Source organism: Pseudomonas sp. B611 (assembly GCF_055407965.1).
Map to the genome: position 1 here is coordinate 401,026 of NZ_JBUZST010000005.1, position 21,804 is coordinate 422,829.

Below are 21,804 nucleotides of genomic sequence, written 5' to 3' on the forward strand. Positions count from 1 at the left end.
GCTTACTCTCCACGCAGGGCTGACATCAGCCCTTTGAATTTGCTGTTGAGCAGGGTAAAGCTGGCCTGGAAGTTCACCGAGTTCTCGGCATAGGCCGATTGCTCCAGCTGGGCGTCAACGGTGTTCTGGTCGATCGACGGCTGCATCGGCGTGCGATACAGCAGCGACTCGTCCCCACTGCTCAGGCCTTGCGCTTCGATATGACGGTTGTTGGTCATGTTCAAGGCGAAGGTGCCGTTCTTGGTCTTGTCCTGCTGTGCGGCGAGCACGGCGGAGAAGTCCAGGTCCCGAGCCTTGTAGTTCGGGGTATCGGCGTTGGCAATGTTGTTGGCCAGGACTTCGGCACGCTGGGCGCGGAAGCCCAGGGCTTGTTCGTGGATACCGAGCGCTTTATCGAAGCTGATGCTCATGGCGGAAACCTTTAGGCTGACCTGCTGTTCGTTAGCAGGGTTATAGCAAGGTGTGTGCCAGTTTACGCAGAGCCTGTATTTAAAGGGTTTGAGGGCAGATTGCCGATGGCAATGCCAGAAAAGCGGCAAGCCGTTTCCGCGTGGCGCCAGTAAAGCGGCAATCCGGGTTGCCGCTATTGTCAGGATTGCCGCATAACAAATGTGGGAGCGGGCTTGCTCGCGAATGCGGTATGTCAGTCATAGATGAGTCGACTGATCCACCGCATTCGCGAGCAAGCCCGCTCCCACATTTTTTACCGCGTACGACTTACTTGGCCTGATAGATGATGCCCGGGCTGCACTGCACCATCTGGTAATGATCCGGCAAACCGTTCAGCGCTTCGGAAGCACCGAGGAACAGATAGCCACCACGCTTGAGCGTGCCGTGAATGCGCAACAGGATGTCTTTCTTCACCTCGGCCGAGAAGTAGATCAGCACGTTGCGGCAGAACACCATGTCGAACTTGCCCAGGCTGGCGTAGCTGTCGAGCAGGTTGAACGAGCGAAACTCCACGCGGCTCTTGATCGGCGCCTTGACCGCCCAACGCCCTGCCCCTTTCGGGTCAAAGTAACGTTGCAGGCGCTCCTGGGACAAACCCCGGCCCAAGGCCAGGCTGTCGTACTCGCCGGTCTTGCAGTTGGTGAGCATGGTGCCGGACAGGTCGGTGGCAACAATCTGCGCACCCGCCTTCAGTTGGCCCATGTTGGTCCGCTCGAACTCGTCGATGGACATCGAGATCGAATACGGTTCCTGCCCCGAGGAGCAGGCCGCCGACCAGATGCGCAAGCGTTGGCCCGGGCTGGCCTTGATGGCTTCCGGCAGCACTTTGCTCTTGAGCACTTCAAACGGATAGGTGTCACGAAACCACAGGGTTTCGTTGGTGGTCATGGCATCGACCACCATTTCCTTGAGCCCGCTGCGCGGCTGCCCCTGAATACGCTGAACCAGCTCGCCCAACGACTTGATGCCCTGCTGTTCCATCAACTTGTTGAGACGGCTGGATACCAGGTACTGCTTGTTTTCACCGAGCAATATGCCACAGGCTTTTTCCAGGAAGACCCGGAACTGTTCGAAATCCAAATTACCCGTAGACAATGATACCGCCTCTTAAATCGTGTGACCGCCAGGGGAAATCCCCTAGCCGTGATCTGCTGCCTTGATCCGGTCGACAACCCGGTTTGCCAGGTCATCCGGGCGGAATTTGGCCAGGAAGTCATCGGCACCGACCTTCTTGACCATCGCCTGGTTGAATACGCCCGACAACGAAGTATGCAGGATGATATGCAATTTTTGCATGCGTGGATCGTTGCGTATCTCGGCCGTGAGGGTGTACCCGTCCATTTCCGGCATCTCGATGTCGGAAATCATCATCAAGAATTCTTCTTCCGGTTTCTTGCCTTCATCCACCAATTTGCGCAGGTAGTCCAACGCCTGGCGCCCATCATTGAGTGCCACCACGTCTACACCGACGGTCTGCAGGCAACGGGTCACCTGCTTGCGCGCCACCGAGGAGTCGTCCACCGTCAGCACCCGCAGCGAGATCGCCTTGTGCGCCGTCTCGGCATCGACCACACCGACGGAAATCGCTTCCGAGGTGGGCGCCACTTCGGCGAGGATCTTCTCCACGTCGATGATTTCCACCAACTGGTTGTCCACCCGCGTCACCGCCGTGAGGTAGTGATCGCGGCCGGTGCCCTTGGGTGGCGGATGGATCTCTTCCCAGTTCATGTTGACGATGCGCTCCACCGAGCGCACCAGGAAACCCTGGGTCTTGGTGTTGTACTCGGTGATGATCACGAAAGGGTTTTCGCGGTCCTGCAAACCTGCCGAGCCCGTGGCCAGGGACAGGTCAAGGATCGGAATGGTCGCGCCACGGATGTTGGCCACGCCACACACCACCGGGCTGGACTTGGGCATGATCGTCAGCTTGGGGCACTGCAGCACTTCCCGCACCTTGAACACGTTGATGCCGTACAGCTGTTTGCCATCCAGGCGAAAAAGCAACAACTCCAGGCGATTCTGCCCTACCAGCTGTGTGCGCTGGTTTACTGAATCCATTACTCCTGCCATGCCTTGACTCCCACGCTAAAACCTTTGGCCATACCTATAAGGGCAGTGACGCGCACCCAACACTAAACGGCACGAGCTTTGCTATTTATTGGTCATGGATATTAAAACGACAGTTTCCCGACACCTTGACCTGACACGGTATTGCCGCTTGTTTTGCGTACCGCTGGCGCTGCTTGCCTTGGGCTTGGGCACCACGGCCCGCGCGGACAACGTCACCTTGCCTGATCTACTTATCGGCGTCACCCAAGGGTTTCTTGAGTTCACTGTAGAAGATTATCTGGCGACCACCCAGACGCCCGGGCGTTATGAAATCCAGGTCAACCAACTCGACCCGCGCCTGCGTATGCCAATGTGCGACAAGGAATTGACAGCCACCCTGGAAAGCCCCGCCCAGCCGATTGGCCGCGTGACCGTGAAAGTACGCTGCGAGGGCGCTGCGCCGTGGACGGTGTTCGTGCCGGCGCAGGTCAAGCTGTTCCGCGACGTGGTGGTGGTGGCGCGGCCGCTGAAGCGCACCGGCATCATCGGTTACGACGATGTTGTGTTGCGTGAGCGTGATATCAGCCTGATCAACCAGGGCTATCTCACCTCGGTCGATCAGGCAGTCGGGCAAAAATTGACCCGACCAGTGGTCACCGACCAGGTCATTACCCTGGTACACCTGGAACAGGCCGAGGTCATTCGCAAGGGTGACCAGGTGGTTATTTCCGCCAGCAGCGGTGCCTTGCAGGTAAAAATGCCGGGGGAAGCGCTGTCCAATGGCGGCATGAGTGAACAGATCAGGGTCAAGAACCTCAATTCCAACCGCGTGATCAAGGCACGGGTGACCGCACCCGGCCAGGTCGAGGTGGCTTTATAGAGAACTGGTATCAGGCGCCAGCTTTTCCTACACTGTGTACCAGACGTGTGCGCATGCAGGTTTATTGTCAATCGAGCCTAAAGTTTGTCCGGGTATGGCCGAAAACATGGCAAGCGTCCAAATACCCAGAGGTTTTTTTATCATGGTCATCGATTTCAGTCGTTTAAATAATTCCCAGGCATTGCCCGGCTCTACGCGCACCACCGGTGCCAAGGACAGCGTAGAAGCCAAGTCCCAGCCACTGCCCGCCAAGGCAGAACAGGCCGGCGCCAGCCAAAGCGGGGAATCCGTACACCTGAGCAATGAGGCTCAACAGTTGCAGAAGGTCACTGACTCGCTGCGCGATCAACCGGTTGTCAACAGTGCCCGTGTGGCCGAGTTGAAACAGGCAATCGCCGATGGCAGCTACAAAGTCGACAGCAACCGTGTAGCCAGCAAGCTGCTCAACTTCGAAGCCGAGCGCTAGGCAAAGGCCTGCGCCGGGCTTTTGGACGCTTAAAACCCAAGGCCAGCCATGCACCACGACGAAACCCTGCTTCAACTGATCATTGATGATCTGGCACCGACGCAACAATTGCTCGAGCTGCTCAAAGAAGAATCCCTGGCCCTCTACGGCCGGGATATGCGCCTGCTGGAAGAAATCCTCGCGCGCAAACAGTCGCTCATCGTGCTCCTTGAACAGCATGGCAAGAAGCGCAGCCAGATCCTGGCCAGCCTCGGCCTGCCAACCGATCACGACGGCCTCGCCCAACTGGCCAGCCATTCCTCCGTCGGCGACGAGTTACTGGCGCAGAGCCAGGTACTCAATGAGCTGCTCAGCCAGTGCCAGGAAGCCAACCTGCTCAACGGTCAGTCGATCCAGCTGCAGCAAGCCACGACCGCCAACCAGTTGCGTATACTCCATGGCGGCGAGCCACCGGCCCTGTATAACGCCCAAGGCTCCACCTCACGCCTGGTCAAACCAGGCACCCGCAGCCAAGCCTGACGCCGGTTTACAGCGCGCCCTATCCAAGGCGCGCTACATGCTGGCAAAATGCCGGTTCTTGCGTGTAGTCGTATTTTGTCTGGAGATGGAAGAACCGTGTTCAACGCCCTTAATGCGGAAGATACACCGCAGCCACCCAAGGTACTCACTACACCTCTGGAAATTGTCGGCACCCTGCGGATGCTGCAAGAAAGCCACGACCCGCTGATCATTACCTTCCACGAACGCAGCCAGCGCTTCCAAAGCTACCTGGTGGACGTTGACCGGGACAGCAAGACCCTGGCACTGGATGAAATGATCCCGCGCGATGGCGAGCGCTTCCTGGAAAGCGGCGAACCGTTTCGTATCGAAGGCTTCCACGAAGGCGTGCGCGTCGCGTGGGAAAGCAACGGCACCTACAGCGTCAGCGAAAAAGACGGCCACCGTATCTACACCGGCAGCATGCCGGACGAGGTGGTCTACCATCAGCGCCGCAATGCCTTCCGCGCCGCGCTGAAACTGGCGCAACTGGTGAACATCGAGCTGGGCGGCGAGAAACTCAAGGCGCCGGTCAGCGGCAAGCTGCTGGACATCTCCGCCACCGGCTGCAAATTGCGCTTTGAAGGCGACATCTCCGAGCGCCTGCAACTGGGCCAAGTCTACGATCGCTTTATCGCCGCCCTGCCCTTCGGCAGCATGACCACCTCCGTCGAACTGCGTTACCTGCACTTCGAAGAAAAGATCAACACCACCTTTGCCGGCGTGCGCTTCCACAACATGAGTGGGTTGGTGCAACGCCAGGTCGAGCGTTTTGTGTATCAGCTGCAACGCGAAGCGCGGCGCTTTGACAAAGACGATGACTTTTAAGCCTTAAAGCACGCCACAAAAAAACGGGCAGATCCTCATGGGATCTGCCCGTTTTTGCATTCAGGGGCGCGCCCTGCTCAGGTCATGAGGGTGCTCTTCCGGCCCCAGAGGCTCCGGCGGCCCTACGAATGCCGGCTCATCCACCGGCGGCTGCGGCCCGTCTTCAGGCTCGGGCTCTTCCGGCGCAGCGGTCTGCATCTGCTCCTGCACCACCTGCTCGTCTACCCGCGGATCCAGCGCAGCCACCAGCGGCGAGCTGGACATGCTGTCAGGCATCGCCACGTGATGCAGTGGCGCATCGTCCACCTGATGCAGGTTGGTCACCGCCTTCGGCCGGATACGCCACACCAGGATCAGCGCACACAAGCTGAAAAACGCGTAGAGCATCTGACTGCCAAAAAGCTTCATCACCACACCGGCCAACAACGGCCCGATACTGGCACCGACGCCGTAGGTCACCAACAGCATGGCGGTCAGCGACACGCGGCGGTCACCCTCGACATGGTCGTTGGAAAACGCCACGGCCAACGGGTAAAGGCAGAACTGCACCAGCGAACACAGGAAGCCCGCCACGAACAGCACCTCCAGCGGCACCTGCGTCATGATCGCCAATGGCAACGCAGCAACCGCCAGGCACAGGGCAAAACAGCGAATCAACAAGGCCCGGTCATAGCGGTCGGACAACCAGCCGAGCGGCCACTGCACCAACAGACCGGCAAAAATGCACGAGCCCATGAACAGACCGACCTGCTCGGTCGTCAAGCCTTGCTGGGAGGCGTAAAGCGGTGCCAGGCCGTAGAACGAACCGACGATCAGCCCCGCACCCAGCACCGTGCTCAGCGACTGCGGCACCCGTTTGATAAAGAAACGCGGCTCCATCGGCGCAGGATGCAGCGGCGCCGGGTGAATCCGCCGGGTCATGGCCACCGGCACCAGGCACAGGGCGAAGCACAGCGCGACCAGCATCAGCAATTCAAGACCGAGCTGGGGATGCATCACCAGGATCAACTGGCCGAGCACCAGCCCCAGGTAGGAGGCGATCATATAGCCGCTGAACACCACGCCGCGCTGCTTGGCGTCCGCCTGCTCATTGAGCCAGCTCTCGATGACCATGTATTGGCACATCATCCCCAGGCCGACGATGATCCGCAGCACAATCCAGGCTGGCAGCCAGTCGATCAACCCGTGCCCCAGCACCGCCGCACCGACGATCCCGGCACACGTGGCATACGCACGAATATGCCCGACCCGGGCGATCAGGCGGTGCCCGATCTTGCCACCCAGCACCAGGCCAAAGTAGTTGGCCGCCATCAGCGCACCGACCCACAGGCTGTCCACATGGTCGGCCGCCAGGCGCAAGGCCAGGTAAGTACTGAGCAGGCCGGAGCCGATCAGCATCATCAAGGAGGCGAAATAAAGGGCTCGAAAAGATTTCCAGATCTGGCGCATCGGCGTTCCGAGCGGCTCCTTGCAGTGAGGGACAGGGCTATCGGCATGATAGTCCTGGGTGACGGGCCCGGACAGGCGGCAAATGCTGTTTCCCGGGATTATTTTGCTTAAGCGTCAGACGCTGCCCGGCTGCCTGTCAGATACACAGATCGCGACAAATAAGCCGCGCACCTGCTGTGAACCCAGAACCGCGGCAAGGTTCGCCGCTTCTTTGACGAACGCCCATAAAAAAGCCCCGCCAGAGTGATCTGTGCGGGGCTTTGGATCTGGTGTCCCAGGGCCGGTTCGAACGGCCAACCTTCCCCTTAGGAGGGGGATGCTCTATCCAATTGAGCTACTGGGACAAATGGCCGTCACTGCGCCAGGGGCAGTGCGACGGACGGCGTGCATGTTAACGGCCGAGGTGGGTTTTGTCATGTCGTCCGTAGGCTTTTTGAGTGTAGGCCGCTGCCTGCCCGGGCGACTACGGCCTGCCCCAGTAAATACGGGCACTTGGCGCTATCGTGCAAAATGCACTCCTGCAAAATGCCATCATTGCAAATTGCAAGAAAACAGACCTTCAATAACCACCTAAGATGCTGATTTTATTGAAATAAAACGTTGGCACGGGTTCTGCAATACTTCTCCTACAACACCCATTTGGCCACGCCAGCCACGGAGAACATGATCATGAACAGCGCGCTTCTGTTAGCTCTCAATACCGTGGCCCTGGCCGCTTTGGTGATGTTCCACTTCCAATCGAGCAACAGCGAAGACACCGCGCAGCTGCACCAACCCGTGCCGCATCACTTGCAACAGCGCCCGCAACTGGCCGTGATGACCGCCAAGCCACAATCCGACATCCACCTGACACAGGGCACGCAAGCAGCGCCCTCCTCCGAACACTGGGTTTTCTGAGGGCGTACCCATGAGCAAACCTGCCTGGCTGTTCCTTTGCCTGACCTTGGCTGCTGTCATTCTGGGACTCAACGTCAACGCCCAGGACGAGCAAACCACCTCCTTCATTGCCAGCGGTGTGTTTGCGAGCCTTCTCTTGCTGACGCTCATCGTCGGCCGGCGGATCAAATTCGACCCCGTGCTGCGCTGAGCTGCCCCCTCCCCACTGCCTACCTTATGTCGCCTCGCGCTAGTAAATCGGCAGATTGCCACTAGTCTTAAAATCAAGGGCAAAAGGCCACATTGCTATACGATGTGCGCCCTTCAGCCCTTTTGCGGCCGGGGTGTGGGCGAAAATTGCTGGATGAAGTTTTTCGTCGAAAAGTTTTCCAACCAGTCCGCAAAAAAGCAAATCAGTGCTGGCATTAAGCCTTTAGGCAGTTCAATATTTGTCACAGAATTGACGCCAAGGAACTGGCAAATCTGAGGCATGATGCGGCCTCTTTGCAATTCAGGTTGAACTTTGGTCGTGAGCCTTGTCTTAACTCTCATCGCTTGCGGCCAATTCCAAAAACCGCTCCCCTGAACTAACCGGTTAAATATATGCGCCCATTGAAACAGGCAATTTATTCCAGCCGTACGGCTGACAAGTTCGTCGTACGTCTGCCAGACGGAATGCGGGAACGCATTGCCGAGGTGGCTCGCAATCATCACCGCAGCATGAACTCCGAAATCATCGCGCGCCTGGAGCAAAGCCTTATTCAGGAAGGTGCGCTGGGCGAAGAGTTGAGCATGCGCCTGGACAGCCCCGAGCTGTCGCTGCACGAACGCGAACTGCTGCAGCGTTTTCGTCAGCTCTCCCACCGCCAGCAAAATGCTCTCGTCTCGCTTATCGCGCACGACGTTGAGGCGGCCGCAGAAGCCAATTGATAGACGACTGAAAGCCGAAGCCAGCTATATGCTGGCTTTTTTTTTGCGTGGAATTTGGAAAGGGGATGCAACAAGGGGGCAGAGTTGCCCCCTCAGGACAGGATCAGAGCAGGAAGATCGTTGCCAGGCCCAGGAAGATGAAGAAACCGCCACTGTCGGTCATCGCGGTGATCATCACGCTGGCACCCATGGCAGGATCGCGCCCAAGGCGCGCCAGGGTCATGGGGATCAACACGCCCATCAGCGCCGCCAGCAGCAGGTTGAGGGTCATGGCGGCCGTCATCACGACGCCGAGCGACCAACTGCCGTACAGCAAGTAAGCCACCACCCCGATCACTCCACCCCACACCAGGCCGTTGATCAGGCCCACCGCCAGCTCTTTGCGCAGCAAGCGCGACGAGTTGGCCGTACTCACCTGGTCCAGCGCCATGGCGCGCACGATCATCGTGATCGTCTGGTTGCCCGAGTTGCCGCCGATCCCGGCCACAATCGGCATCAGTGCCGCGAGCGCCACCAACTTCTCGATCGAGCCTTCGAACAAGCCAATCACCCGCGACGCAATAAAGGCGGTGATCAGGTTGACGGCCAACCAGGCCCAACGGTTTTGCAGCGAGCGCCAGACCGAGGCGAAAATATCTTCCTCTTCACGCAGACCCGCCATATTGAGGACTTCAGTCTCACTTTCTTCACGAATCAAGTCGACCATTTCATCGATGGTCAAACGGCCAATCAGCTTGCCGTTCTTATCGACCACCGGGGCCGAGATCAAGTCATAACGCTCGAACGCCTGCGCAGCTTCGTAGGCATCTTCGTCCGGGTGAAAACTCACCGTATCACTGGCCATCAGATCCGCGACTTTCTTGTCCGGGTCATTGACCAGCAAACGCTTGATCGGCAGCACGCCCTTGAGGATGCCTTCGTAATCCACCACGAACAGTTTGTCGGTGTGGCCTGGCAGCTCTTTGAGGCGACGCAGGTAACGCAATACCACTTCCAGGCTGACGTCTTCGCGGATGGTGACCATCTCGAAGTCCATCAGGGCGCCGACCTGATCCTCGTCATAGGACAGCGCGGAGCGCACTCGCTCACGCTGCTGGCCATCGAGGGCTTCCATCAGCTCATGCACGACGTCACGCGGCAGCTCAGGGGCCAAGTCAGCGAGTTCGTCGGCATCCATCTCCTTGGCCGCAGCCAGGAGCTCGTGATCGTCCATGTCGGCGATCAGGGTTTCACGCACCGAGTCGGATACTTCGAGGAGGATGTCGCCGTCGCGGTCAGCCTTGACCAACTGCCAGAGGGTCAGTCGATCATCAAGCGGCAAGGCTTCGAGAATGTAGGCGACGTCGGCGGAGTGCAGGTCATCGAGCTTGCGTTGAAGCTCGACGAGGTTTTGCCGGTGAACCAGGTTTTCGACGCGGTCTTGGTTCGGACCTTCCTGGCGATGCGTGAGGTCTTCGACCACGCGCTGGCGCTGCAGCAGCTCGATGACTTGAGCCAGGCGATCCTGCAGGCTTTCTTGTGTTTTCTTTACTTCTACTTCGGTCATAGGCGAACTCCACTCCCAGCAGCGGGGCACGCCGGAAGGATCAATCAGTCAATTCATGATTGGTAAAACGGGGTACTGAGTAACTACTGGGTAAGTCCATGGAGGTATTCCACAAGCCCCGGCGGGGCTGACGGGCGCAATGATACACCGCCCGACCGCTTTAAACGTTAAAAAACTGGAAAGAACAAGCGCTTGCGAGCAAAAGCTGAGCAACGGCTGGATCTATGAACTGCGACGACGCAGCCCGAAAGGAAAACACATGGCGTAGGAGAAAAGATAAAACCCGGGATAAATCCTACTCAAACCCCAGACGGCAAAAAGCCCGCACTAGGCGGGCTTTTTGTTTGTATGGTGCACTCGACAGGATTCGAACCTGTGACCGCTCGGTTCGTAGCCGAGTACTCTATCCAGCTGAGCTACGAGTGCAGATTGTGTTTTTAGACCAGATCACAACTGGTTGGAGCCAAGTCACCTGCATTGCTGCAACTGACTCTTAAATGGTGCACTCGACAGGATTCGAACCTGTGACCGCTCGGTTCGTAGCCGAGTACTCTATCCAGCTGAGCTACGAGTGCATTTGTTGCCGCGCATTATAGGCCGTTCAATCTCTATGTAAAGCTATTTTTTCGTTTAATTTCAACAACTTACGAAAAAACCAGATTGCAACGTACTAAGCAAATAATGGCGGAGAACGGGGGATTCGAACCCCCGACACCCTTTTGAGGTGTACTCCCTTAGCAGGGGAGCGCCTTCGGCCACTCGGCCAGCTCTCCGCAACACGGGGCGTATATTAACCACGTTCTTCCCCGTTTGCAAACATAAAAAACGATAAAAATTAAAGGCTTGGTTCTTCGTCCTTCTCTTTCTTGATCCGCAGGTAGATTTCCTCGCGGTGGACCGCTACCTCTTTCGGAGCGTTAACCCCAATACGCACTTGATTGCCTTTGACGCCGAGCACGGTCACGGTGATTTCGCCATCACCGATAATCAGGCTTTCTGCGCAACGACGAGTCAGAATCAACATACCTTTCTCCTCACGCATTTCAGTTCAGGAACAACAGTCTGCAAAAAAAAGGCGTTCGACCTACAACCTGATGGCCATAGCCCTACCCGCCTAAGTATTGTCGAGCCCACGCAAAAGAACATGCACCCGACAAAAAAAGGAAAGGCGCGGTAAACCGCGCCTTCCTGGCATTACATCACTCGCCCTGTCGGGCCGGAGCGTCCAGCTCGAACGCGGTATGCAGCGCGCGTACAGCCAACTCCAGGTACTTCTCTTCGATCACTACCGAGACCTTGATCTCCGACGTAGAGATCATCTGGATATTGATGCTTTCCTTGGCCAGGGCCCCAAACATGCGGCTGGCAACGCCGGCATGGGAACGCATGCCCACACCCACGATCGACACCTTGGCAATCTTGGTATCGCCAACCACTTCACGGGCGCCAATCTCGCGGGCGGTGTTCTCCAGGATCTTCAGCGCCGCATCGTACTCGTTGCGGTGCACGGTGAAGGTGAAATCGGTGGTGTTATCGTGGGAAACGTTCTGCACGATCATGTCGACTTCAACATTCGCGTCGCTGATCGGGCCCAGAATCTTGAAAGCCACGCCCGGGGTGTCTGGCACGCCACGGATAGTCAGCTTGGCTTCATCACGGTTGAAAGCGATACCGGAAATGATTGGCTGTTCCATGGATTCCTCTTCATCAATAGTAATGAGGGTGCCCGGACCCTCTTTGAAGCTGTGCAATACGCGCAGCGGAACGTTGTACTTGCCGGCGAACTCCACCGCGCGGATCTGCAACACCTTGGAACCGAGGCTGGCCATTTCCAGCATCTCTTCAAAGGTGATCTTGTCCAGGCGCTGGGCCACGGACACCACACGCGGGTCAGTGGTATAGACGCCGTCCACATCGGTGTAGATCTGGCATTCATCGGCCTTGAGAGCCGCCGCCAGCGCCACGCCGGTGGTGTCCGAACCGCCACGACCGAGGGTGGTGATGTTGCCGTGCTCGTCCACACCCTGGAAGCCTGCTACAACTACCACGCGTCCTGCTTTCAGATCAGTACGAATTTTCTGATCGTCGATTTGCAGGATGCGCGCCTTGGTATGTGCGCTGTCCGTAAGGATGCGTACCTGGCTGCCAGTGTAGGACACAGCCGGCACACCGCGCTTGTTCAGCGCCATGGCCAGCAAGGCGATGGTCACCTGCTCACCGGTGGACACGATCACATCCAGCTCACGCGGCAGCGGCGGTTGATCACCGCTGATAGCCTTGGCCAGGTCGATCAGGCGATTGGTCTCGCCGCTCATGGCCGACAGCACCACCACCAGGTCGTCGCCGGCATCACGGAATTTCTTAACCTTGTCGGCCACCTGCTCGATTCGTTCGACGGAGCCGACCGAGGTGCCTCCAAATTTCTGTACGATCAAAGCCATTTCTAAGCCGCCTCAGCCCGTAAAGGGGCGCCCAATAAACCAATCTTCCAGCACCTGCGCGAGCCCATGACTAGACCATGGGCCCGCCACCAGTGCCTTAAATACCCGCCTCGACAAACGGCACGGTCAGGGCCAGGGCCGCGTCCAGGGCACCAGCGTCTACACCACCGCCTTGCGCCATGTCCGGACGACCACCGCCCTTCCCGCCCACTGCCGCAGCGGCTTGCTTCATCAAATCACCGGCCTTGAGTTGGCCAGTCAGGTCCTTGGTTACACCGGCAACCAGAACGACCTTATCCTCATGGACACCGCCGAGCAGGATCACTGCGCGGCCGAGCTTGTTCTTCAACTGATCGACCAAGGCCAACAGCGCCTTGCCGTCCTGACCGTCCAGGCGTGTCGCCAGGACTTTCACACCCTTGACGTCCAGGGCCGTGGCCGACAGATCGTCGCCCGCCGCACTGGCTGCCTTGGCTTGCAACTGCTCCAGCTGTTTCTCCAGGGCGCGGTTGCGCTCCAGCACGGCGGACAGTTTGTCGATCAGGTTGTCGCGGCTGCCCTTGACCAGGCTGGCCGCTTCCTTGAGTTGTTCTTCGGCGGCATTGAGGTAGGCCAGGGCCGCAGCGCCAGTCACTGCCTCGATACGGCGCACACCGGACGCCACGCCGCCTTCGCTGATGATTTTCATCAGGGCGATGTCACCGGTACGGTTGGCGTGGATACCGCCACACAGCTCCACCGAGAAATCGCCGCCCATGCTCAGCACGCGCACGCTGTCGCCGTACTTCTCGCCGAACAGCGCCATGGCGCCCTTGGCCTTGGCGGTCTCGATGTCGGTTTCTTCGGTTTGCACCGGGGTGTTCTTGCGGATCTCGGCGTTGACGATGTCTTCCAGCGCCTTGATCTGCTCAGGCTTGATCGCTTCGAAGTGACTGAAGTCGAAACGCAGGCGCTGGCTATCCACCAACGAGCCTTTCTGCTGGACGTGATCGCCCAGGACCTGGCGCAGCGCGGCGTGCAGCAAGTGCGTGGCCGAGTGGTTCAGTGCAGTGGCGTGGCGTACATCGGCATCGACCTGGGTATCGACCGGCGCACCGATCGTCAGGTTGCCCAGCACCATCACACCGTGATGCAGGAACGCACCGCCGGTCTTGGTGGTGTCGCGCACGTCAAAACGGCCCGACGTCGAACTCAGGAAGCCACAGTCACCGACCTGGCCACCGGATTCGGCGTAGAACGGCGTCTGGTCCAGGACCACCACCGCTTCTTCGCCTTCGTTCAGCACGTCGACCGACTTGCCGTCTTTATAGATGGCGACGATCTTGGCCGAGCCCACGGTGGCGCTGTAGCCGGTGAACTCGGTCGGCACGTCAACCTTGACCAGGGTGTTGTAGTCCAGGCCAAAAGAGCTGGCGGAACGCGCACGCACACGCTGGGCTTCCATCTCACGCTCAAAACCGGCTTCGTCGATGGTCAGCTCGCGCTCACGGGCGATGTCGGCGGTCAGGTCCATCGGGAAACCGTAGGTGTCGTACAGCTTGAACACCACGTCGCCCGGCACCACGGTGCCCTTGAGGCCAGCCAGATCCTGCTCGAGAATTTTCAGGCCGTGGTCCAGGGTCTTGGAGAATTGCTCCTCCTCAGCCTTGAGCACGCGCTCGATATTGCCTTGCTGCTGCTTGAGTTCCGGGAAGGCTTCGCCCATCTCGGCAACCAATGCCGCAACGATCTTGTAGAAGAAGCTGCCGGTGGCGCCCAGCTTGTTACCGTGGCGGCAGGCGCGACGGATGATGCGGCGCAGCACATAACCACGGCCTTCGTTCGACGGCAGCACGCCATCGGCGATCAGGAAGCCGCAGGAACGGATGTGGTCCGATACCACCTTGAGCGAAGACTGGCTTTCATTGGCGCAGCCAATGGCCGCCGCCGAGGCGCTCAGCAGGTTGGTGAACAGGTCGATCTCGTAGTTGGAGTGCACGTGCTGCATCACCGCACTGATCCGCTCCAGGCCCATGCCGGTGTCTACCGACGGCGCTGGCAACGGATGCAACACGCCATCGGCGGTGCGGTTGAACTGCATGAACACGTTGTTCCAGATCTCGATGTAACGGTCGCCGTCTTCTTCCGGCGAGCCCGGTGGGCCACCCCAGATGTCGGCGCCGTGGTCGTAGAAGATCTCGGTGCAAGGGCCGCACGGGCCGGTATCACCCATGGTCCAGAAGTTATCGGAAGCGTACGGCGCGCCTTTGTTGTCGCCGATACGGATCATGCGCTCTTCAGGCACGCCGATGTGTTGGGTCCAGATGTCATACGCTTCGTCGTCCGTCGCGTAGACGGTGACCCAGAGTTTTTCCTTCGGCAGCTTCAGCACGCCGGTCAGGAAGGTCCAGGCGAAGGTGATCGCATCTTTCTTGAAATAGTCGCCAAAGCTGAAGTTGCCCAGCATTTCGAAGAACGTGTGGTGACGCGCGGTGTAACCGACGTTTTCCAGGTCACTGTTCTTGCCGCCGGCGCGTACGCACTTCTGGCTGCTGGTGGCGCGGGTGTAGGCGCGCTTTTCCTGGCCCAGGAAGCAGTCCTTGAACTGGTTCATCCCCGCGTTGGTGAACAGCAGGGTTGGGTCATTGCCTGGGATCAAAGAGCTCGAGGCTACACGGGTGTGGCCTTGCTCTTCGAAGAAGCGAAGGAAGGCTTCACGGATTTCTGCGCTTTTCATTAGGTTCTTCCACGGAGGCTGCGGCCAAAGGCCAGTGCGCAACATCATCAGACGGAGCGACGGCAAAGGGCCGCATTATATCGGCCCTTTGCCGGTGGTACAGCGTGTTTATACGATTGAAAGGTTCAATTAGACGGTGTGCAGGCTCATTTGCGCGAAAATTCGACGAATGTCGCCAGCACCTGTTCGATCTGCGCGCGGCTCACATCCAAATGGGTGACCATGCGCAGGCGCGGTGCGGCGCTCAACTTGATCCCGCGCTCGGCGGCAAACGCCTTGAGCGCCTGGGCCTGGTCGCCGATCTGCACGTAGACCATGTTGGTCTGCACCGGCTCCACCGTATAGCCGGCCTTGCGCAGCTCATCCCCCAGCCATTGCGCGTTGGCATGGTCGTCGGCCAGGCGCTGCACCTGGTGATCCAGCGCGTATAGCCCCGCCGCCGCCAGCGAGCCGGCCTGGCGCATGCCGCCGCCGACCATCTTGCGCAAACGCCGCGCCTTGGCGATCAACGCCGTAGAACCACACAACACCGAGCCAATCGGCGCACCCAGGCCTTTGGACAGGCACACCGAGACCGAATCGAAATACCCGGCGATCTCCCGCGCATCCACCCCCAGCTTGACCGCCGCGTTGTAGATCCGCGCGCCGTCCAGGTGCAGCGCCAGACCATGCTCACGGGTAAACGCCCGCGCCCTGGCCAGGTACTCAAGGGGCAGCACCTTGCCCTGCATGGTGTTTTCCAATGCGAGCAGGCGCGTGCGGGCGAAGTGGAAGTCGTCGGGCTTGATCGCTTCCCGCACCTGGTCCAGGTCCAGGGAGCCGTCCGCCTGCACTTCCAGCGGCTGCGGCTGGATCGAACCGAGCACTGCCGCGCCACCGCCTTCGTATTTATAGGTATGGGCTTGCTGGCCGACGATGTATTCCTCGCCGCGCTCACAGTGCGCCATCAGCGCCAGCAGGTTGCTCATGGTGCCGGTGGGCACGAACAACGCGGCGGCGAAGCCCAGGCGCTTGGCCATTTCGGCTTCCAGATGGTTGACGCTGGGGTCTTCGCCATACACATCGTCGCCACTGGCGGCGTTGGCCATGGCATCCCGCATGCCGGGTGTGGGTTGGGTCACGGTGTCGCTGCGCAGGTCGATCACAGACATGAAACAGGCCTCTTGGGGATTGGATAAGTCCTTTTGAAGATCATTACTGCGGGCAACGCCACGGAATATCAAGCCCCTGGCATATTCAATCGAATACCAACCAAACAAACCGATATAGCTTATCGATACGGCAGCCGTGCAGTTTTTGAAAAACCATGATAAAAACTCTCCGCCGCCAGGGTTCTGGTGGCAACGTTCTCAGGGCGGGGTGCAATTCCCCACCGGCGGTAATTACACGCAATGTGTATAGCCCGCGAGCGCTTGGCGCCTCGAACTGCTCACGCAGGACGGCGACAAGGTCAGCAGACCCGGTGTGATCCCGGGGCCGACGGTCATAGTCCGGATGAAGAGAGAACGGGATTGGCACCTAAGGGCCGCTCGTCTTGCGCACCCTTAAATCCCATTCGATTCATATCGCCCTGTTTTTTTCTTAAACAGGAGTCAGAACATGCAACCCACCGCAATCGACAGCAAAAGCAAAAACCACCACGGCGAGCGCGTCGCGTTTATCCAGGCCTGCTGGCACAAGGATATTGTCGACCAATCGCGCAAAGGCTTCCTCGCCGAAATGATCGCCCAGGGCTATCAGGAATCGGACATCGATTTCTTCGAAGTCGGCGGCGCCTTTGAAATGCCCCTGCACGCCAAACTGCTGGCCAAGACCGGCCGCTACGCCGGTGTCGTTGCCGCTGCGCTGGTAGTGGACGGCGGCATCTACCGCCACGAGTTCGTGGCTCAATCAGTGGTCAGTGGGCTGATGCAGGTGCAGCTGGAAACCGAAGTGCCGGTGTTCTCGGTGTCCCTGACGCCGCATCACTTCCACGCCGGCAGTGAGCACCACACGTTCTTCTACGAGCACTTTGTGCACAAGGGCCAGGAAGCGGCCAAGACCTGCGCCGATACCCTGCGCAAAGTTCGCGCGATCCGTCGCAGCGACGAGCCGCAAAAACTGGCGGTCTAAACCCGCCAGCCAAAAACGCCCCGCTCACTCACGTGACCGGGGCGTTTTACGTTCAAGCATCTACCACCGTCCCCTCGGGTTTGTGCGGCCTAGTAAGCCATCGGCTGATTCCCAGCCGGCAACTTGCATGAGGCCGTTCGAACATGACTCGCCCCCACTTTGTGCCTGATACACCCAGCGCCATACACGCTGTCCACGGCGGTAGCCTGACCCTCACCGACGACGAAAGACGCACTCCTCACGATATTCGCCACGAGACTGACCTCTACACAGACAGTCACCTCACCATCATCCGGTACAAGAGACAAATCGTGGGTTTACCAGAGCCCCATGAAGACTTCTTGAAATTCGAAATCGCTGACGACCAAAACCACCTCTGGCTGACAGCCGTCGACAATGTCCTGCACCTCTATCTGGGACAGGTGCTGTACCAGATCACCCCGTCCTCCCTCACCCAGAAGATGCTGCTGGTCACCGGGGCGAGTGCCGATTTCATTTACATCGACGACAACGTAAAACACCCCGTCCAGATTGATGCCGGCGCCGGAGACGACTACCTGCGTGTAGGGGGCAACTACTCCACCATCCTGTCCCGCGAAGGCAGTGATACGATCCACATCACGTCGGGTGAGAGCGACATGGAAAGCGGCCCTGGTGACGATAACGTGCGCATTACCAGCGTTGGTCCAGCACGGGTCTATTTGGGAGAAGGAGAAGATATTGCCCGGGCCGGGCCGGGCCTCACCTTCATCGACGCAGGGCCTGGCGATGACGTTATCGTCGGCGGTATCGGCGAGGGTCACAACGTGCTCTGTGGCGGTGACGGCAATGACACCCTCCAGGCGGGCAGCAGCACCAACGTCATCTACCCGGGCAAGGGACAAAACCGGGTGACCCAGTTAAAACCCATCGACAAGGTCTACGGACAGCCCGGCGACACACTGGTCCCCATCACCGCGCAGGAACGCCTCAAGTGGCTGATTGAAAAACTCTCGACTCAATCACCGGCGCTGGCCGAGCAGGTCGTTGCGGTACTGTTCCCCGACGACTTCGCGGCGGTCAACCATGTCGTGGTGGCGCCAAGCGATGCGGGTAAAACCGGCGTAATCATCGAAGGCTCGCCAGACTTCGTGGCGCGCGTGGAGGCCGACCTCAACTTGCTGCGCCTCTCACCCTATGGGCAAAAAATGCTGCAAGCCCTGGATAACGCCGCGCAGGCAGGCGGCCGGGCAGTCTACGTCAGGTTTTCCGATCAAGAGAGAGCCACGTTCGAAGCCGGCTATTCCCGTGACTCCTATTTTATTCGCGATGGACAACCCGGCGTCCCAGCCTACGGAGGATTGATCCAGTACAACCCGTTTCTCAGCCCCCAAGTACTCAGCCCGCAGAGTTTTCCGCCCATCGTTGTCTTGTACCATGAGCTGTGTCACGCCTATAACGCAGTGACCGGCACGGCAGTGGCTGGCGCTACGGCAGAGACCCTGGGCAGCACGACTGAAGACGTGCGAAACACCGAACGCCAGGCGGTGGGGCTGCCGATCGCCATGGACCCGTTCGATTTCGACCTCGACCCCGAGACGCCGCCAACGTCAACCAATCCAGAAGCCTACACGGAGAACGGTTTCCGCAAGGAACTGGGGCTGCCCCCGCGCACATCGTACTCCCCCACCCCCACGAATCGTTAAACCAGTGCTGCGTCCGAGCACGGCACGATCAGGATCCCTGCGCGCAAGCCATTCTTCACCTTCGGGTTGGGGAAGATGATGCGCGCATCGTCCTCCTCAATCACCCAGCGGGTCTTGGCGACGTCTTCGGCCAGCAGGTAGCCCTTTTCCAACTCCGAAAAGTTCTCCACATCCGCTGGCAGGTGCAGCAGGAAGGCGTCGCTGTGCTTGATGACTTCCCGCGCGACGGCGAACAGTTTCAAGCCATCGAGGCTGTCGGCCTCAGGCTCGGTGCCTTCAATGATCTGCTTCAAACGGGTTTCCAGCCGCGAAACGTCCACCCCCTGATTCTGCCCGAACGGCCGCGCCTTGCCCAACTCCAGGGTGAAGGCTTCGGCGTCGAGTTGCTCATAGGTAAAGGCGGTGAAGGTGATGGAGGTCTTGTTCTGCAACAGCACCGCCTCCATGCCCGCGGCGCGCAGACGCGCAAGCTCGCGACGCGAATGCTGGCGCCCAGCCTTCCACGGGTACAGAGCGAACTGCTCGATCTTCGAACCACGAATCGCGGTATGCAGGTCGTAATGCAGGCGCGAGCGGTCAGGCAAGCTGAAAAAGCTGCGGGCCAGTTGCTCAAGCTCGGCGGCGCGCATCGCCTCCGGGCCGATGTTTTGTTCGTGACGGCCATTGAACAGCCGGTTGACGTCCAGTTCCAGGTAACGCTCGCCGCGGCGCATGGCCTCGGGGTTACCGAACAGGAACAGAATACGGTTGCGGGGCTTGATCTCCCCACGGGCGATGCCATGCAACAGGCGGTCAAGCAGTTCGATCGGCGCCGTTTCGTTGCCATGGATGCCAGACGACAGCAGCAGGTCGCCGCCATCGTCCTTGCCCTGCGGCGGGCGCACTTCAAGGGCGCCCTCGCTGAGCCAGCGCATCTGCACGCCGTCGACAGTCAGTTGAATTTTTTGCGCCGGTTCACGACCGGCGAGGGTCAGTTCAAGCAGTTTGCCGAGGGCGAGCATAAGCACACTTCCTTAGTGGTTGCAGCCTGGGCCGTGAACGTGATCGTCGTCATCACCTTCAACGTCGGCCGGTTCCATTTCCAGTTGCAGGCTCATCAGGTTGGTGGCCAATGGGCGCATCAGCAGGTTGGCGTACTCGGCGTCGCCTTCTTCCACGTCCACACCGATCAGCAGTTGGCCACGGCCGTCGTGCTGGATCCAGATTTCCTTGCCCTGCCACACCACGGCGACGCGGGTGCAGGAAGTTTCCAGCTGGGTGCCGTCGGTGTCTTCAAGAATCAGTTTCAGGGTGTCGGTGGTCATATATATAACTCTCAGCCGTGCGGCGTTAATTGATCTGGAAAGGATAAACCGAGCCCAGTTTAAGGATTTGCGTCAGTTCATCCAGTGCCGTCCGGCATTCAAGCAACAACTGCGGGTCAGCCAGATCGGTTTCCCGCAGGCTGTCGCGGTAGTGCTTGCCTACCCACTGGGTCAGTGTTTCGTACAACGGCGCGGTCATGATAACCCCTGGATTCACCGCCGCCAGTTCCGTTTCATTCAACGCCACGCGCAAACGCAGGCACGCTGGGCCTCCGCCGTTCTGCATGCTTTGCTTGAGGTCGAAGACTTTGACTTCGCGGATCAACCCACCCGACGCGGTCAAGCCTTGCAGGTAGTTCCAGACACGCTCGTTGGCGCGGCATTCTTCCGGCACGATCAGCAGCATCGAGCCATCGGCGCGGGTCAGCAACTGGCTGTTGAACAGGTAGGAACGCACCGCGTCCTCGACGCTGACCAGGGCGCGGGGCACGCACACGGACTGGAAGTTGCCGCCCAGCTTGCCCAGCTTGGCTTGCAGCTCAGCCAGCATCTGTTCGGTATTGAGGAACGCATCCTCGTGATAGAACAGCACTTCGCCATTGCCCACGGCGATCACGTCGTTGTGGAACACACCGGCATCGATCACGGCCGGGTTCTGCTGGGCGTAGACCACGCCCTCGTCCTTCAAGCCATGCAAGCGCGCAACCGCCTGGGACGCTTCAAGCGTCTGGCGCGCCGGGTACTTTTGCGGCGCCGGGAAACGGCTGTCGAACGCACTGCGGCCGAACACAAAAAACTCCACGCCGGCTTCACCGTACTCACGGCAGAAACGCGTGTGGTTGGCCGCGCCTTCATCACCGAACTGCGCCACCGCCGGCAAGGCGGCGTGGTGGGCGAAGTGCTGCTGATCGGCAAACATCGCCCCCAGCACACGGCTGGTGGTCGGGTGCTCGATGCTGCGGTGGTATTTGCAGTTCAGGTTGGCGGCGGTGAAATGCACGCGGCCGTCAAAGGTGTCGGCGCTTGGGCTGACCGTGGCGGCGTTGGCCACCCACATGCTCGATGCGGAGCAGCTTGCCACCAGCAACGGCATGGCGTCCTTGGCGGCTTGCTGGATCACCTGGGTGTCAGTGCCGCTGAAGCCGAGGCGGCGCAAGGCGGCCACATCGGGACGTTCCTGCGGTGCGAGTACGCCTTGCACAAAGCCCATGTCCATCAGGGCTTTCATTTTTTGCAGGCCCTGCAACGCCGCTTCCTTGGGGTTGGAGTGCTGCTGGCTGTTGCTCTGGGACGCGACGTTGCCAAAGGACAAGCCGCCGTAGTTATGGGTCGGCCCCACTAGACCGTCAAAATTGACTTCATAGGATTTCATCGGCGAGGCTCCACGAACATCTGTTTTTATAGGCTTCAACTGCGTTTTCTAAATCACCGCAACTCTATATCTGCAAACCCGATCAATGTGGGAGCTGGCTTGCCTGCGATGGCATCACCTCGGTGTATCTGAAAGACCGAGTCGTCTGCATCGCAGCGATGCG

Annotated in this window: 21 protein-coding genes, 4 tRNA genes and 1 riboswitch; of the genes, 9 read left to right on the forward strand and 16 right to left on the reverse strand. The window is 59.2% G+C overall.

Features of this window, described 5'->3' with window-relative positions:
- Window positions 1-2 precede the first annotated feature (2 nt).
- The 3 genes from flgB to ACZRMO_RS14575 all read right to left on the reverse strand — a co-directional run bounded on the left by flgB (window position 3) and on the right by ACZRMO_RS14575 (window position 2,520).
- Window positions 3-410 (reverse strand): flagellar basal body rod protein FlgB, encoded by a 408-nt coding sequence (gene flgB, locus ACZRMO_RS14565; protein ID WP_017529461.1) that lies wholly within the window; start codon window positions 408-410, stop codon window positions 3-5.
- Between the two features lie 307 nt (window positions 411-717).
- The gene (cheR, locus tag ACZRMO_RS14570) at window positions 718-1,545 is read right to left on the reverse strand and encodes a protein-glutamate O-methyltransferase CheR (protein ID WP_016979774.1); all 828 of its coding nucleotides are present in this window, start codon (window positions 1,543-1,545) and stop codon (window positions 718-720) included.
- A 42-nt stretch (window positions 1,546-1,587) separates the two neighbouring features.
- Complete coding sequence (locus tag ACZRMO_RS14575) at window positions 1,588-2,520, reverse strand: chemotaxis protein CheV (RefSeq protein ID WP_026136978.1); 933 nt, start codon at window positions 2,518-2,520, stop codon at window positions 1,588-1,590.
- Window positions 2,521-2,614: 94 nt separating this feature from the next.
- On the opposite strand from ACZRMO_RS14575, the gene flgA reads away from it, so the two are divergent.
- From flgA to ACZRMO_RS14595, 4 genes are all read left to right on the forward strand, one after another.
- Window positions 2,615-3,379 carry a flagellar basal body P-ring formation chaperone FlgA gene (flgA, locus tag ACZRMO_RS14580; RefSeq protein ID WP_463973305.1) on the forward strand — a complete coding sequence of 255 codons (765 nt, stop codon included), beginning with the start codon at window positions 2,615-2,617 and terminating at the stop codon, window positions 3,377-3,379.
- Window positions 3,380-3,521: 142 nt separating this feature from the next.
- Complete coding sequence (flgM, locus tag ACZRMO_RS14585; RefSeq protein ID WP_017738197.1) at window positions 3,522-3,845, forward strand: flagellar biosynthesis anti-sigma factor FlgM; 324 nt, start codon at window positions 3,522-3,524, stop codon at window positions 3,843-3,845.
- Window positions 3,846-3,893: 48 nt separating this feature from the next.
- Entirely contained in the window at window positions 3,894-4,364 is a 471-nt protein-coding gene (locus ACZRMO_RS14590) for a flagella synthesis protein FlgN (protein ID WP_124528205.1), read from the forward strand.
- 96 nt (window positions 4,365-4,460) lie between these two features.
- Window positions 4,461-5,210 carry a flagellar brake protein gene (locus ACZRMO_RS14595; RefSeq protein WP_124528204.1) on the forward strand — a complete coding sequence of 250 codons (750 nt, stop codon included), beginning with the start codon at window positions 4,461-4,463 and terminating at the stop codon, window positions 5,208-5,210.
- Window positions 5,211-5,270: 60 nt separating this feature from the next.
- Here the strand turns inward: ACZRMO_RS14595 and ACZRMO_RS14600 are convergent, their stop codons facing one another.
- Together ACZRMO_RS14600 and ACZRMO_RS14605 are read right to left on the reverse strand one after the other, a co-directional pair.
- Window positions 5,271-6,659, reverse strand: coding sequence for an MFS transporter (locus tag ACZRMO_RS14600; protein ID WP_463973306.1), 1,389 nt, complete (start codon window positions 6,657-6,659; stop codon window positions 5,271-5,273).
- Between the two features lie 267 nt (window positions 6,660-6,926).
- A tRNA-Arg gene (locus ACZRMO_RS14605) sits at window positions 6,927-7,003 on the reverse strand.
- 325 nt (window positions 7,004-7,328) lie between these two features.
- On the opposite strand from ACZRMO_RS14605, the gene ACZRMO_RS14610 reads away from it, so the two are divergent.
- From ACZRMO_RS14610 to ACZRMO_RS14620, 3 genes are all read left to right on the forward strand, one after another.
- Window positions 7,329-7,556 (forward strand): hypothetical protein, encoded by a 228-nt coding sequence (locus tag ACZRMO_RS14610; protein WP_448183447.1) that lies wholly within the window; start codon window positions 7,329-7,331, stop codon window positions 7,554-7,556.
- 10 nt (window positions 7,557-7,566) lie between these two features.
- On the forward strand, window positions 7,567-7,746 hold the full coding sequence (locus ACZRMO_RS14615; protein ID WP_207046561.1) for a PA3371 family protein: 180 nt from the start codon (window positions 7,567-7,569) through the stop codon (window positions 7,744-7,746).
- A gap of 392 nt (window positions 7,747-8,138) precedes the next feature.
- Window positions 8,139-8,465 (forward strand): Arc family DNA-binding protein, encoded by a 327-nt coding sequence (locus ACZRMO_RS14620; RefSeq protein ID WP_003193592.1) that lies wholly within the window; start codon window positions 8,139-8,141, stop codon window positions 8,463-8,465.
- Between the two features lie 103 nt (window positions 8,466-8,568).
- On the opposite strand, the gene mgtE is transcribed toward ACZRMO_RS14620, so the two are convergent.
- The 8 genes from mgtE to ltaE all read right to left on the reverse strand — a co-directional run bounded on the left by mgtE (window position 8,569) and on the right by ltaE (window position 16,319).
- Window positions 8,569-10,011, reverse strand: coding sequence for a magnesium transporter (gene mgtE / locus ACZRMO_RS14625; RefSeq protein ID WP_463973307.1), 1,443 nt, complete (start codon window positions 10,009-10,011; stop codon window positions 8,569-8,571).
- A gap of 349 nt (window positions 10,012-10,360) precedes the next feature.
- Window positions 10,361-10,437 (reverse strand) — tRNA-Arg (locus tag ACZRMO_RS14630).
- A gap of 72 nt (window positions 10,438-10,509) precedes the next feature.
- A tRNA-Arg gene (locus ACZRMO_RS14635) sits at window positions 10,510-10,586 on the reverse strand.
- Between the two features lie 107 nt (window positions 10,587-10,693).
- Window positions 10,694-10,784, reverse strand: a tRNA-Ser gene (locus ACZRMO_RS14640).
- A gap of 62 nt (window positions 10,785-10,846) precedes the next feature.
- Window positions 10,847-11,035: a carbon storage regulator CsrA gene (csrA, locus tag ACZRMO_RS14645; RefSeq protein ID WP_003175645.1), complete on the reverse strand. Its 189-nt coding sequence runs from the start codon at window positions 11,033-11,035 to the stop codon at window positions 10,847-10,849.
- 175 nt (window positions 11,036-11,210) lie between these two features.
- Window positions 11,211-12,452 carry an aspartate kinase gene (locus ACZRMO_RS14650; RefSeq protein ID WP_017738212.1) on the reverse strand — a complete coding sequence of 414 codons (1,242 nt, stop codon included), beginning with the start codon at window positions 12,450-12,452 and terminating at the stop codon, window positions 11,211-11,213.
- Between the two features lie 97 nt (window positions 12,453-12,549).
- Window positions 12,550-15,168, reverse strand: coding sequence for an alanine--tRNA ligase (gene alaS, locus ACZRMO_RS14655; RefSeq protein WP_207046560.1), 2,619 nt, complete (start codon window positions 15,166-15,168; stop codon window positions 12,550-12,552).
- Window positions 15,169-15,314: 146 nt separating this feature from the next.
- A complete protein-coding gene (gene ltaE / locus ACZRMO_RS14660) occupies window positions 15,315-16,319 on the reverse strand; it encodes a low-specificity L-threonine aldolase (RefSeq protein WP_463973308.1) in 1,005 nt (334 codons plus the stop codon).
- Between the two features lie 190 nt (window positions 16,320-16,509).
- A riboswitch (FMN riboswitch) is annotated at window positions 16,510-16,679 on the forward strand.
- Window positions 16,680-16,767: 88 nt separating this feature from the next.
- Here ltaE and ACZRMO_RS14665 point away from each other — a divergent pair.
- Both ACZRMO_RS14665 and ACZRMO_RS14670 read left to right on the forward strand, forming a co-directional pair.
- Window positions 16,768-17,280 (forward strand): 6,7-dimethyl-8-ribityllumazine synthase, encoded by a 513-nt coding sequence (locus ACZRMO_RS14665; RefSeq protein WP_463973309.1) that lies wholly within the window; start codon window positions 16,768-16,770, stop codon window positions 17,278-17,280.
- A gap of 341 nt (window positions 17,281-17,621) precedes the next feature.
- Window positions 17,622-18,965, forward strand: a complete 1,344-nt coding sequence (locus ACZRMO_RS14670) for a M91 family zinc metallopeptidase (protein ID WP_463973310.1) — start codon at window positions 17,622-17,624, stop codon at window positions 18,963-18,965.
- Here ACZRMO_RS14670 and astE read toward each other — a convergent pair.
- The 3 genes from astE to astB are packed head-to-tail and all read right to left on the reverse strand — an operon-like array spanning window position 18,962 to window position 21,641.
- Window positions 18,962-19,966 carry a succinylglutamate desuccinylase gene (gene astE, locus ACZRMO_RS14675; protein WP_463973311.1) on the reverse strand — a complete coding sequence of 335 codons (1,005 nt, stop codon included), beginning with the start codon at window positions 19,964-19,966 and terminating at the stop codon, window positions 18,962-18,964. The genes ACZRMO_RS14670 and astE overlap by 4 nt on opposite strands.
- 12 nt (window positions 19,967-19,978) lie before the next feature.
- Window positions 19,979-20,269, reverse strand: coding sequence for a hypothetical protein (locus ACZRMO_RS14680; protein ID WP_003214319.1), 291 nt, complete (start codon window positions 20,267-20,269; stop codon window positions 19,979-19,981).
- Between the two features lie 25 nt (window positions 20,270-20,294).
- Window positions 20,295-21,641 carry an N-succinylarginine dihydrolase gene (astB, locus tag ACZRMO_RS14685; RefSeq protein WP_463973312.1) on the reverse strand — a complete coding sequence of 449 codons (1,347 nt, stop codon included), beginning with the start codon at window positions 21,639-21,641 and terminating at the stop codon, window positions 20,295-20,297.
- Window positions 21,642-21,804: the final 163 nt, after the last annotated feature.

Coding starts and splice junctions, on each gene's coding strand:
- flgB (WP_017529461.1), bottom strand. CDS start 410: ATGAGCATCAGCTTCGATAAAGCGCTCGGTATCCACGAACAAGCCCTG.
- ACZRMO_RS14575 (WP_026136978.1), bottom strand. CDS start 2,520: ATGGCAGGAGTAATGGATTCAGTAAACCAGCGCACACAGCTGGTAGGG.
- flgA (WP_463973305.1), top strand. CDS start 2,615: ATGGATATTAAAACGACAGTTTCCCGACACCTTGACCTGACACGGTAT.
- flgM (WP_017738197.1), top strand. CDS start 3,522: ATGGTCATCGATTTCAGTCGTTTAAATAATTCCCAGGCATTGCCCGGC.
- ACZRMO_RS14590 (WP_124528205.1), top strand. CDS start 3,894: ATGCACCACGACGAAACCCTGCTTCAACTGATCATTGATGATCTGGCA.
- ACZRMO_RS14600 (WP_463973306.1), bottom strand. CDS start 6,659: ATGCGCCAGATCTGGAAATCTTTTCGAGCCCTTTATTTCGCCTCCTTG.
- ACZRMO_RS14610 (WP_448183447.1), top strand. CDS start 7,329: ATGAACAGCGCGCTTCTGTTAGCTCTCAATACCGTGGCCCTGGCCGCT.
- ACZRMO_RS14615 (WP_207046561.1), top strand. CDS start 7,567: ATGAGCAAACCTGCCTGGCTGTTCCTTTGCCTGACCTTGGCTGCTGTC.
- ACZRMO_RS14620 (WP_003193592.1), top strand. CDS start 8,139: ATGCGCCCATTGAAACAGGCAATTTATTCCAGCCGTACGGCTGACAAG.
- mgtE (WP_463973307.1), bottom strand. CDS start 10,011: ATGACCGAAGTAGAAGTAAAGAAAACACAAGAAAGCCTGCAGGATCGC.
- csrA (WP_003175645.1), bottom strand. CDS start 11,035: ATGTTGATTCTGACTCGTCGTTGCGCAGAAAGCCTGATTATCGGTGAT.
- ACZRMO_RS14650 (WP_017738212.1), bottom strand. CDS start 12,452: ATGGCTTTGATCGTACAGAAATTTGGAGGCACCTCGGTCGGCTCCGTC.
- alaS (WP_207046560.1), bottom strand. CDS start 15,168: ATGAAAAGCGCAGAAATCCGTGAAGCCTTCCTTCGCTTCTTCGAAGAG.
- ltaE (WP_463973308.1), bottom strand. CDS start 16,319: ATGTCTGTGATCGACCTGCGCAGCGACACCGTGACCCAACCCACACCC.
- ACZRMO_RS14665 (WP_463973309.1), top strand. CDS start 16,768: ATGCAACCCACCGCAATCGACAGCAAAAGCAAAAACCACCACGGCGAG.
- astE (WP_463973311.1), bottom strand. CDS start 19,966: ATGCTCGCCCTCGGCAAACTGCTTGAACTGACCCTCGCCGGTCGTGAA.
- ACZRMO_RS14680 (WP_003214319.1), bottom strand. CDS start 20,269: ATGACCACCGACACCCTGAAACTGATTCTTGAAGACACCGACGGCACC.
- astB (WP_463973312.1), bottom strand. CDS start 21,641: ATGAAATCCTATGAAGTCAATTTTGACGGTCTAGTGGGGCCGACCCAT.